Source organism: Kordiimonas aestuarii, assembly GCF_025574465.1.
Lineage (GTDB): Bacteria > Pseudomonadota > Alphaproteobacteria > Sphingomonadales > Kordiimonadaceae > Kordiimonas > Kordiimonas aestuarii.
On sequence record NZ_JAOBPP010000007.1, the window covers coordinates 51,117 to 61,044 of the forward strand.

9 protein-coding genes are annotated in these 9,928 nt (G+C 54.0%); 8 read left to right on the forward strand and 1 reads right to left on the reverse strand.

Features of this window, described 5'->3' with window-relative positions; all coding sequences use genetic code 11:
- Window positions 1-127 precede the first annotated feature (127 nt).
- From OEU85_RS00745 to OEU85_RS00780, 8 genes are all read left to right on the forward strand, one after another.
- Window positions 128-2,272, forward strand: coding sequence for a HAMP domain-containing methyl-accepting chemotaxis protein (locus OEU85_RS00745; protein ID WP_262689525.1), 2,145 nt, complete (start codon window positions 128-130; stop codon window positions 2,270-2,272).
- Window positions 2,273-2,393: 121 nt separating this feature from the next.
- Window positions 2,394-3,842 (forward strand): coniferyl aldehyde dehydrogenase, encoded by a 1,449-nt coding sequence (locus tag OEU85_RS00750; RefSeq protein ID WP_262689518.1) that lies wholly within the window; start codon window positions 2,394-2,396, stop codon window positions 3,840-3,842.
- Window positions 3,843-3,869: 27 nt separating this feature from the next.
- Window positions 3,870-5,006, forward strand: coding sequence for an iron-containing alcohol dehydrogenase (locus OEU85_RS00755; protein WP_262689519.1), 1,137 nt, complete (start codon window positions 3,870-3,872; stop codon window positions 5,004-5,006).
- Window positions 5,007-5,008: 2 nt separating this feature from the next.
- Window positions 5,009-5,455 (forward strand): acyl-CoA thioesterase, encoded by a 447-nt coding sequence (locus OEU85_RS00760; RefSeq protein ID WP_262689520.1) that lies wholly within the window; start codon window positions 5,009-5,011, stop codon window positions 5,453-5,455.
- A 30-nt stretch (window positions 5,456-5,485) separates the two neighbouring features.
- Window positions 5,486-6,289 carry an SDR family NAD(P)-dependent oxidoreductase gene (locus tag OEU85_RS00765; protein ID WP_262689521.1) on the forward strand — a complete coding sequence of 268 codons (804 nt, stop codon included), beginning with the start codon at window positions 5,486-5,488 and terminating at the stop codon, window positions 6,287-6,289.
- A 10-nt stretch (window positions 6,290-6,299) separates the two neighbouring features.
- The gene (locus OEU85_RS00770; protein ID WP_262689522.1) at window positions 6,300-7,067 is read left to right on the forward strand and encodes a glucose 1-dehydrogenase; all 768 of its coding nucleotides are present in this window, start codon (window positions 6,300-6,302) and stop codon (window positions 7,065-7,067) included.
- A 10-nt stretch (window positions 7,068-7,077) separates the two neighbouring features.
- Window positions 7,078-8,154 carry a phosphotransferase family protein gene (locus tag OEU85_RS00775; RefSeq protein WP_262689523.1) on the forward strand — a complete coding sequence of 359 codons (1,077 nt, stop codon included), beginning with the start codon at window positions 7,078-7,080 and terminating at the stop codon, window positions 8,152-8,154.
- 180 nt (window positions 8,155-8,334) lie between these two features.
- Window positions 8,335-9,084, forward strand: coding sequence for a methyltransferase domain-containing protein (locus OEU85_RS00780; RefSeq protein ID WP_262689524.1), 750 nt, complete (start codon window positions 8,335-8,337; stop codon window positions 9,082-9,084).
- On the opposite strand, the gene OEU85_RS00785 is transcribed toward OEU85_RS00780, so the two are convergent.
- A protein-coding gene (locus OEU85_RS00785; RefSeq protein ID WP_262689381.1) for an IS5 family transposase occupies window positions 9,081-9,856 on the reverse strand; the annotation gives its coding sequence in 2 pieces (ribosomal slippage) (window positions 9,081-9,541 and window positions 9,541-9,856; 777 coding nt in all). The two genes, OEU85_RS00780 and OEU85_RS00785, sit on opposite strands and share 4 nt — an antisense overlap.
- Window positions 9,857-9,928 lie beyond the last annotated feature (72 nt).

Consider the following 9,928-nt stretch of genomic DNA (forward strand, 5'->3'; position numbering starts at 1 on the left):
CTCCAAAACGTGATGGTTGGGAAACAAAACTGTCACGCACCGCCTCTAGGCTGCCTCGCAAAATAATCAGGCTTATGTCATTGCTGCGTTTCAGGCGCGCAGGCTGCAGGATAGCGAGGCTTTTGTGATGCGTTTTTCGGTGCGTCTTCGAATTTTACTTGGTTTTGTTGCGGTGATCGTCACCTTGGCGGCAGCAAATCTCATTTCCGCCTTTGGTCTTCGTGGCCTTGATGGCGCGTCTAATCAAATAATTGCCAAGACCGACATTGTTCGCCTAGTGAATGACTACACGGCTGATATCGCGACCCAGACCATGGCCCTTCGTGCTTATTCCTTTTCCGGGCTTGAAGCAGACAAGGAAAAAATGACCGAAGCGCGGACCCGCGCCAACAAAAGCCGCAAGCAGGTCGAAAAGCTGCTCATCGCAAACAACGAAGAAAGGACAGTTGAGGACCTGGCTGCTGTAGCAACGTCCTTTGATGAGGTTTTTACTGCCATGGAGAACCGTCTGGGGAACGAAGGTGACGCGCTTCAGGTGGTGGTCATTGGTGTCGGCAAGCTTGAACAAAGTGCAAAAAACCTTGTTGATTTCCTCGCTAATCGGAGTGATGACGAAAAAGCTTTGGCACAGCAGATTTCGCCACTCGTCACGACGTTTAACCAAGCCAGTATTGCCTATGTGTCCAGTGGCGCGAGTACAGATTTCGACGCAGCCATCACGACGTCGGAAGCGCTCGATGGGATCGTTCAGAAAGTCATGGGCTTCATGCGCGGGGTGCCACGGCGGGAGCAGGCCGCGGTGCGCTACATGCGCAGGGATAGTGACGTTATTCGCCAAAGTTTGCGTCAGAAGCATGCAACGGCCACAGCCGTTCACGCAGCCCTCGATCAGCTTGATGCTGCCGCCCGGCAGGTCGAAGTCGTGACAGAGGCGATCAAGTCCGGCACGCGGGCAGGGCAGACATTGGCTCTCAACCACATGATGAGTGCCGTGGAAGGGTCAACACGGCAGAGTTTTATCGGCCTGTTGATTGGGGCGCTGATTGCAGCAGCCCTAGCTTGGTATATTGGCCGTTCTGTCGCAAATCCTCTGGGCAGAATTACAGAGGCTGTCAGCAAACTTGCCGATGGCGACAAATCTGTCGCGATTCCTCACACCAACCGGGGGGACGAACTGGGGCGTATGGCGCAGGCTGCTGCTGTGTTCAAGGACAAAGCTTTTGAGCTTGAGAGCTTGGCAGAAGAAAAACGCGCATCTGAAGCGTTGGCCGCGGATGCGCGCCGGGCACGAGAGGTAGAGCAGGCGGAACTGATGCAGCGCCGTCAACGGGAGGAAGAACAGGAGCGGGCTGATCGTCGTAAAGCACGTATGCAACAGCGTCTTCAGATGGCGGATGCATTTGAGCGCCGCGTGATGGGTGTTGTTGACGCTGTTAACAAAGCATCACGGCGCATGGCTGATGCCTCTTCATCGCTTGTGCAGAATGCCCAACAAACCAATCTTCAAGTGGAAAATACCCATAATGCGACCACGGAGGCTTCCGGCAACGTAAACGCGGTCGCCGGTGCGACTGAGGAACTTTCGGTTTCATTTCGTTCCGTGAGAAACGAGTTGGGCCATAGCGCGCAGGTGGCACAAAGTGCCGTTGGTGAGGCAACACGTACAACCGAGACTGTGGCGGGACTGGCTAAAGCTGCCGACCAGATTGGTGTCGTGGTGAAAATGATCCGCGACATTGCAGACCAGACGAATCTTCTGGCACTCAATGCCACCATTGAAGCTGCAAGAGCAGGGGATGCAGGGCGTGGTTTTGCGGTTGTTGCCCACGAAGTGAAGGGGCTTGCTGCCCAATCCGGACGTGCCACTGAGGAGATCGCAACCTATGTTGACGAAATTCAACGCGTTTCTGGTGACGCCGGTGGCGCGATCAACCGCATTGGCAGGATCATTGGCGAAATGCACGAGGTTAGCCAATCTGTTGTAGCGGCTGTTGAACAGCAAGCCGCCGCGACAGAGGAAATCGCTAAAAATGTCCAGCATGTTTCGGCGGGCACCTCGCTGGTGCGTGAAAGTGTTTCCATCGTTGGCCAGGCTGCCACTGAAACCGAAGCAATGACGTCCGAGCTTCAGGAACATGCGACCCAGTTGATGGGCGAGGCCGATGCCCTCAAGAATGAGGTGGAGCGTTTCCTTTCCGAGATTCGCGATACGCGGGAGGAGGCGGTTGGCAATGAGGTATCGTCGCCCATTCGGCTATTGAAATCCGCCTGAGGATGCAAGAAAGGCGAAATAGTTTCACTTTTTGGTGTGTTTTCAATTTTGGACTTTGAAGTCCAGAAAATGCGTTCTACCTTATTGAATGAATAAGTTCATCGTCGGAAGGGGAGTGACCATGGACGGGACATATAAGGTTGAAACACCTAAAGAAGAAATCGCAGCCATTTTAGCGGCGCAACGAGCCAGTTATCTGGCTGAAGGTGATGTTTCGGCCGCTGTGCGCAAAGACCGCCTCAAGCGTGCGTTGGCTTGTCTTCTTGATCACAAGGATGAATACATCCGACTGATCTCGGAGGACTTTGGCAACCGGTCGGCGGAAACAACATTGTTTGCCGATGTCGTGGCGTCGGCGGGCGCGCTTAAAGACGCTATCAAACATGTCGATAAATGGATGAAGCCGTCAAAGCGGTCGCTTCAGTTTCCGCTGGGCCTTCTGGGTGCCAAGGCACGGGTTGTGCCGCAGCCAAAAGGTGTTGTTGGTTTGATTACGCCTTGGAATTTCCCGCTGACGATGGTGTTTGTGCCGCTTGCTCAGATGCTGGCGGCCGGCAACCGCGTGACAATCAAACCCAGCGAGCATACACCGCGGACATCTGCCTTTTTCAAGGAAGTTTTTGAACAGCATTTTGCTCGCGAAGAAGTGGCGGTGGTCAATGGCGCTGTGGAGACCAGCCAGGCATTTTCAAGCCAGCCGTGGGACCACTTGATGTTCACAGGCGCACCTATGGTCGGCAAACTGGTCATGCGGGCTGCGAGTGAAAACCTTACACCTGTCACACTTGAACTGGGGGGTAAAAGCCCGGTAATCGTTGGTAAAAGCGCGGACATTGACAAGGTTGTCGAGCGTGTTGCGACATTCAAGCTGATGAACGCGGGGCAGATTTGCCTGGCGCCGGATTATCTTAACATCGACCGCAGCCGTCGGGACGAATTTGTGGACCGCTACACGAAAAAGGTCAGCGCCATGTACCCGACCATGCTGTCGAACGACCAATATACCTCAATCATCAGCACCCGGCATCGGGAGCGGCTTGAAGGCTATATTGCCGACGCAAGCGCGAAGGGTGCCGACATCCGTGTCATAAACCCGGCGAAGGAAGATTTTGCCGGGCAGAATAAAGCCAACAAGCTGCCTCCTGCGCTTGTGCTTGACCCCACTGAAGACATGAAATTAATGCAGGAGGAAATTTTTGGTCCGCTTTTGCCTGTGCGCACCTATGAAGACACCGATGAGGTGATTGATTATGTTAATGCGCATGAACGTCCCCTGGCGCTCTATTACTTTGGTGACGATAGCGCCGAGGAGGCCAAGATGTTGAGCAAGACGACGTCCGGTGGGGTGACTGTTAATGATGTGCTGTGGCATGGCGCGCATGAAAACCTGCCTTTCGGTGGCATCGGAAATTCCGGCATGGGCCGCTATCATGGTTATGATGGCTTTCAGGAATTCAGCCACCTGAAATCTGTCCTTCGCCATCCAAAATTATCGATCGGGGGTGTTCTCGGCATTGTGCCGCCCTATACTGATAAACTCAGGAAAAATGTCGAACGCCAGTTGAAGTAGTTTTGATGCTGGCATGCGGGGTGCCAGATGATTGCTTTCAATTTCAATAGTGTTGCTTCCGTTCTGGTTGAGGACGGCGTCGCAAATCAACTCGGCAGCACACTGCGGGCTCGTTTTGGGGCTGAGCGACCGTTTATCATTACTGACCAGGGGCTTGTGAAGCTGGGCATGGTGGCGAAGGTGCAAGCCTCAATGGACGCTGCCGAGCTTGCCCATGCTCACTTTGATGGCGTGGAGGCCGACCCGTCCGAGGCCGTTGTATTGCAGGCGGTTGAGGCCGCGCGGGCCCACGATGCCGACATTATTGTCGGGTTTGGGGGCGGCAGTTCCATGGATGTTGCCAAGCTTGTTGCCGTGCTCGCACAGGGTAAACAACAGCTCGCCGATATATATGGCATTGACCAGATAAATGGTGGGCGCCTGCCGCTTGTGCAAATACCCACGACCGCGGGAACAGGCTCGGAAGTCACGCCAATCTCCATCATTACGACAGGTGAGACCACGAAAATGGGTGTGGTGGATGCCACCCTGCTTGCAGACCTTGCCGTGCTTGACGCGGCGCTGACCACCGGCCTTCCGGCGCATATTACGGCAGCAACGGGCATTGACGCCATGGTGCATGCCATCGAGTCCTACACATCAAAGCTGAAAAAGAACCCAATCTCCGACGGTTTCGCGCGGCAGGCATTGTTGATGCTGGGCAACAACATTGTCACGGCGTGTGATGACGGAAATAACCTTGATGCGCGCCGGGCTATGCTGATTGGGGCGCTGCTGGCGGGGCAGGCCTTTGCCAATGCCCCGGTCGCTGCCGTGCACGCGCTTGCCTACCCACTAGGCGGGCATTTTCATATCCCGCACGGCCTTTCAAACTCACTGGTGTTACCACATGTGCTGCGTTTTAACGAAGCAGCGGCGGGGACGCTGTATGCAGAACTGGCAATACTTGCCGGACAGGGGACCAGTGCCGCCGACTTTATTCGCTGGATGGACCAGATCGCGATCGAAACCAAGGTGCAGCGCCGCTTGCGTGACGTGGGGATAAGCCATAATGATCTGCCTATGCTGGCGGAAGATGCTATGCTGCAGACCCGGCTTCTTGTGAATAACCCGCGCGCCGTGACGTTGGATGACGCCCGTGCGATTTACGAGGCAGCGTGGTAATCATGGCGGAAAAAACATATGAAACCCGGGCTTTGTCTGCGTACGGGCATGTCGCTCCCATTCAGACCCGCTGGATGGATAATGATCTGTATGGCCATGTAAACAACGTGGTTTACTACAGCTTTTTCGACACAGCAGTGAACCGCTTCCTTATCGAAGGCGGCGTGCTTGATATTCATGATGGTGACGTGATTGGCTTGGTAGTAGAAACCAGCTGCCGTTATTTTTCACCGCTTGAATTTCCCCAGTCTCTCAAGGCGGGTATCGCCGTAAGCCATGTTGGCCGTTCCAGCGTGCGGTACGAGATTGGCCTTTTTGCTGACGGCCGGGCCGCTCCGGCTGCCGAAGGCTATTTTGTCCATGTTTATGTGGACAAGGAGACACGTCGCCCCACTTCATTACCTGAACGGTTCAAAGCGCTGCTGGAGACGATCCGGCTTAAGCCTTGATACCTGTCGGTGTGGAGGGAGCCTTATTTTATGGATGTAAAAAACAAGATCGTTGCAATTACGGGCGCGGCAAGTGGTATTGGCGCGGCTTTGGCAAAAGCATGTGCGGCAGAAGGCGCAAAATTTGTTGCGCTTGCTGATATGGATGAAAAGGGTGCGCAGGCGGTTGCGAGTGAGATTGGCGCAGGCGTGAAAGCCTACAAGCTCGATGTAACGGACGAGGCAGCTGTCAAGACATTTGCCAATGAAGTTGAAGCTGACATGGGACTGATTGATCTCTATTTTTCGAATGCGGGTGTGATTTTCTCTGACGCGCCTGATTGGACCGCGATTAGCCAGACAAATGGCCAGTGGGACAAGATTTGGCAGGTGAATGTTTTCGCACATGTCCTGGCATGCCGTGCAGTACTGCCGGACATGCTGAAACGCGAAGGCTGCGGTTTCATTGTTACCGCAAGTGCGGCCGGTCTTCTCAGTCAGATTGGCGATATCAGCTACTCCACGACCAAACACGCGGCTGTGGGGTTCACCGAAAGCCTTGCAATCAACCATGGTGATGACGGGCTTTACGTGGCGTGCCTGTGTCCGCAGGCGGTTAAATCAAAGATGACCGCTGGTGCGGAAAAAAGTTCTGCGGCCGGTGATGGGGTCATGCCTGCGGACGAATTTGCCAGCCGTGTCCTGGCTGGCATGAAGGAAGGGCAGTTTATGATCCGCCCACATCCGCAGGTGGAGGGCTATTTCCGAAAGAAAGCTGAGGATTATGATCGCTGGGTAGGGGGCATGCGCAAGTTTCGCCGCCGTCAACTCGCGAACACGGGCAAGCCGATTTAAGGGGGGTGTCATGGATTATACAAAACTGATGGATTATAGCGGCAAGGTCGTTTTTGTTTCGGGCTCAAGTCGGGGTATCGGCGAGGCGATTGTGCGTGCGTTTGCTGCCAACGGGGCCAAGGTCATCGTCTCCTCCCGCGATCAGGAAGCCTGTAACAAAGTCGCGGCCAGCATTAACGATGACGGCGGGGACGCCAATGCCAAGGCCGCGCACGCGGGCAAGATGGATGACGTGCACGCGGTGTTCGACTGGATCAAGGCTGAATATGGCCGCCTTGACGTGCTGGTAAACTGTGGTGGCACCAATCCGTTTTACGGCAATATCGGCGATACGCCCGAGGCGGCCTTCGATAAAACGGTTGATGTGAACCTCAAGGGGCCGTTCTATCTGTCCGCAGAGGCCGTGAAGATGATGAAGAAACAGGGCGGCGGCGCGATTGTCAATGTGGCGTCCATCAATGGAATTTCGCCTGGGCACCTGCAAGGCATCTATTCGATGACAAAGTCAGCCATGATCAATATGACCAAGGCATTTGCGCGTGAATATGGCCCTGACGGTATCCGCGTAAATGCAATCTGCCCGGGCCTTGTCGATACTAAAATGACAGCAGTGTTCACATCGAACGAAGACATGCTGTCCAAGTATACCAGTCAGTTCCCGATTCCGCGCGCCGGCAAACCAGAAGATATGGTTGGTGGGGTGCTCTATCTTGCATCTGATGCAGCAGCGTTCACGACTGGCACGACACTGGTGATGGACGGTGGTTGGACCGCATAAGGGGGCAGGTATGTCAGAAGAAGAATTGAACAAAACGGTTCAGGTCCGCGAAGGGGAAGAGCTTGACGTCAAGCTTGTCGACGGTCTGATCAAGGAGCGTATCGGTGGCTTGGAAGGCACACCGACGATCCGTCAATTTGCCAGCGGTCACTCAAACCTGACCTACTCGGTTCAATATGCAAATAAGAACTTTGTCCTGCGCCGTCCGCCATTTGGTACACGGCCAAAATCCGGCCATAGCATGATCCGGGAATACAGAGTAATGAACGCGCTGAAACCGACATTTCCAGCGGTACCGGAGACCTATTTCCATATGCCGAAGGAAGACAGCCCGCTTGGTGCCGAATTTTACGTGATGGAACAAGTGGATGGCCGCAAGCTGGAACGCACAATTCCGGAAAGCTGGGGGTTTGGCGAAGAGGAAGGCCGCAAGCTGTGTCTTTCCTTTTTTCATAAGCTGATTGAGCTCCATAAGGTCGACTACAAAGCCGCGGGTCTTGGTGACTTTGGGAAGCCAGAAGGCTATGTCGAACGACAGGTGCTGGGCTGGAACCGACGGTACGAAAAGGCGATCACCGATGACGTGGAAAGCTTTGAGGATGTGCGCAAATGGCTTGAAGACCATATGCCTTCGGGTGAAGTGGGGCATGCGGTATTGCACGGTGACTACCGGCTGGACAACGTGATTTTGTGCGAGGAAAACCCCTTTGAAATCAAGGCAATACTTGACTGGGAAATCAGTGCGCTCGGTGATCCGCTCATGGATCTGGGCAACACCCTGGCCTACTGGTCGCAAAAGGGTGACCCGGAAGACATGATCCGTATGTGTATGCAGCCGTGCCTCGCGCCCGGTATGCTGACCCGTGAGGAAATCTGCGAGATATATGCCAGGGAAACCGGGTATGACCTGTCAAAATTTGACTACTATCTCGTTTATGGCGTGTTCCGCCTCGCAGTGATCATCCAGCAGATATATTACCGCTACTATCACGGCCAGACAAAGAACAAGGCCTTCGCCATGTTCGGTAAACGCACCAATCAACTAGGGCAGTACGCGCGGTTTTTGATTGAAAAATCAAATATTTAGCGCCGCTAGAGCGTAATGGAGAAAAATACGTCACACGTGACCGTTGTGGTGCATTTTGTTTACCTTTCTATGATCAAATGTTTTTGATTGGGTGTCGACGGGATTTCATTGATCCTTGGCCCTCAACATGTTTAGGTTTTGTTTCACTGAGGCGGGTGGGGCCCGACGAGGGGATATCTATTGTCTGAGAAACTTGCGTTCTCGCTAGCGCTTGATCTTATGTTCAACGGTCAGGACATGGATTATTGCGAGCGACCGATCAGCTTAACAATTCTGGACCAGATGGCTATGTTCAGCGATTTGCCAAAGCGTGCCCATGTTGCCGTTGTTGCAGCAGGTGGTGGCAGGCTGGTGCGCACGCTGGCAGAACGAGGGTATAATGTAGATGCCTTTGAAGGGCGACATGAATGTTTTGACCACCTCGAACGCGTTTTCCTGAATTCACGGTCTGTAAGAGTGATGCCTGCACGTCACCTTGAGGACCCGACAAGGCGTGAAAAGCTGAGCTATGACGCGATGTTCTGCATGGATGATCTGCGGGCGTTTCGCGAGGATCAGGAATGGACCGAACATGTTCAGGGTATGGTCAGGGATGACGGCTATTTTGTCTATTCGCAGATGTCCAACCAGTTGCCGACCAAGAAAAACACGCTGAACCGGTATTTTGACCTGTCAGGCAACTACAATGTATCCGAAGATACATCACAAATGGTACGCGACAGCTATATGGGCCTGGCAGAGTGGGAGCCGGACGAAACCCAGAAGCGGACAGCGCTTGAAGCGTTGGATATGGTCAAGTCCGGTCGTCTATTGCGCCGCAGTATTCGTGATGGTGTTGAGGTCAGGTATGTCGTGTGGCGGAAAAAGCCAAAACCCAAGCGGCAGAAGAAGCAAGGGTCCACAACGTCAAAAATCTGGCCTGCTGACTAGGTCGTAGACTCATAATTTTTCAACCAGATACAGACTGAAGCCAGTTTTACAGCGGCGAGGAAATTCTCCGGGTTTTTGTCATAGCGCGTTGCAATGCCCCGATAGTGCTTGAGCTTATTGAAGAAACGCTCGACGAGATTACGGTGTCGGTACAGCCATTTACTGAAGGTAAAGGACTGCTTGCGGTTGGCTTTTGGCGGAATATTGGCCCAAGCTCTGCGCGCTGTGGTGAAGGCACGAAGCGCGTCGGTATCATAGGCTTTGTCAGCGAGCAAGATCGCTTCCTCCTTGATGTCCTCAATCAGATCAAGGGCCGGTTTGCTGTCGTGGGTCTGTCCAGCAGTCAGCGAAAGCCTGATCGGCAGACCATCCGCATCGACGAGGGCGTGGATTTTGGTGGTCAGTCCACCCCGGGAACGGCCCATGCAGCCATCGTCCTGATCCCCCTTTTTGCCGTGGCCCCTTGTTGATGCACACGGACACAGCTGCTGTCGATCATAATGATGTCACCGTCATGGGCTTTGCTCACCGCCTCGAACAGTCGGTCCCACACCCCGGCCTTGCGCCAGCGGACAAACCGGTTGTAGCAGGTGGTGTAGGGACCATATCTTTCGGGAATGTCTGCCCACGGCGTTCCCGCCCGAAAGCGCCACAAGATGCCGTTGATCACCCGGCGGTCATCCACCCTAGGCACCCCGCGCGGCTTGTTCGGCAGCAAAGGCTCTATGATCGACCATTCATAATCTGTCAGTTCATACCGGCGGCGGCGCATCAAAACCTCCTCAATGATTTGAGAAGCGTTGAATCATATCTTCGCCTGTTTGGGAATCCCTTTTATGAGTTT

Coding starts and splice junctions, on each gene's coding strand:
- OEU85_RS00750 (WP_262689518.1), top strand. CDS start 2,394: ATGGACGGGACATATAAGGTTGAAACACCTAAAGAAGAAATCGCAGCC.
- OEU85_RS00760 (WP_262689520.1), top strand. CDS start 5,009: ATGGCGGAAAAAACATATGAAACCCGGGCTTTGTCTGCGTACGGGCAT.
- OEU85_RS00755 (WP_262689519.1), top strand. CDS start 3,870: ATGATTGCTTTCAATTTCAATAGTGTTGCTTCCGTTCTGGTTGAGGAC.
- OEU85_RS00745 (WP_262689525.1), top strand. CDS start 128: ATGCGTTTTTCGGTGCGTCTTCGAATTTTACTTGGTTTTGTTGCGGTG.
- OEU85_RS00765 (WP_262689521.1), top strand. CDS start 5,486: ATGGATGTAAAAAACAAGATCGTTGCAATTACGGGCGCGGCAAGTGGT.
- OEU85_RS00770 (WP_262689522.1), top strand. CDS start 6,300: ATGGATTATACAAAACTGATGGATTATAGCGGCAAGGTCGTTTTTGTT.
- OEU85_RS00775 (WP_262689523.1), top strand. CDS start 7,078: ATGTCAGAAGAAGAATTGAACAAAACGGTTCAGGTCCGCGAAGGGGAA.